Raw genomic sequence first — 925 nt, forward strand, 5'->3', positions numbered from 1 at the left:
TAAGGGAGGGCGGGGGTGGGGTGGGCCTGCTCCCGCGCCGGACCGGGCGCCCTGATCTGACCTGCCCTGTTGGGCCGGGGCCGGCCACGGCGGGGACGCGCCCGGCCACCATCCTCACCGGGTCCGGGCCTGTCGTTGCTCTGCCGACGCCCACGGGGACGCGCCCACCGATTCCCGCCAGGCCGGTGGGTAGGTATCCGGCCGCCCAGCGGCCGGACGGGCCCGAAGGGACCGGGCCAAGCCCCGGGCCCGAGGCCTCAGGCCCCCCGCCCCCACCACCAGAGCACCCACAAGCGGACACCTCCCCGAAAACCGCGAAAGTCGAGGGCGTCGAAAAGGCGTCGCGAGCAAGGTCAACGCAGGTGGAGATGGGGTCAGGGCTTGTTCTCCCGGTACCACTCTTGGGCTCCGGGGTGCAGGGGCACGACACCGGTGGAGATACCGGTGCGCACGTTGATCTGGGCCGCCTCGGGGCGTTGTTCGGCGAGTCGGGCGGCGCCCGTGTACACCGTCTCGGTGACCTGCCGAACGAATTCCTCGGGCAGATCCTTGCGGCACAGCAGGAGGTTGGGGACGGACATGGTGGGGCAGGCGGGGACCCCGGCGTAGGTGGTGGCCGGGATGGTCGCCGGGAAATAGGCCTCCGGATACGCGCTGACCATCGCATCGGCGGTGTCGGACAGGTCGACCAACCTCAACGGACGTTCCTCCGCCAGGTCGGCGATGGCGGGGGTGGGGATCCCGGTCAGTGAGAACATCGCGTCGATGTCCCCCGACGCCAGAGCCGCCGCGGAGTCGGCCTGGTCGAGTCGGACCTCCTGGGGGCGCACAGCGGTGACGTCGATGATCTGCTCGGCGGTGAACTCGGTACCGGAGTTGACCTCGCCCAGGGACACCGGTAGCCCCTCGACGTCGGCGAGCCGCC

1 protein-coding gene is annotated in these 925 nt (G+C 71.5%); it reads right to left on the reverse strand.

The annotated features are described in order from the left end of the window. Positions 1–374: 374 nt before the first annotated feature. On the reverse strand, positions 375–925 hold a 551-nt coding region (locus tag D472_RS0109845), incomplete at its 5' end, for a TAXI family TRAP transporter solute-binding subunit (RefSeq protein ID WP_017604315.1).

The organism is Nocardiopsis alkaliphila YIM 80379, assembly GCF_000341005.1.
GTDB classification, from domain to species: domain Bacteria; phylum Actinomycetota; class Actinomycetes; order Streptosporangiales; family Streptosporangiaceae; genus Nocardiopsis; species Nocardiopsis alkaliphila.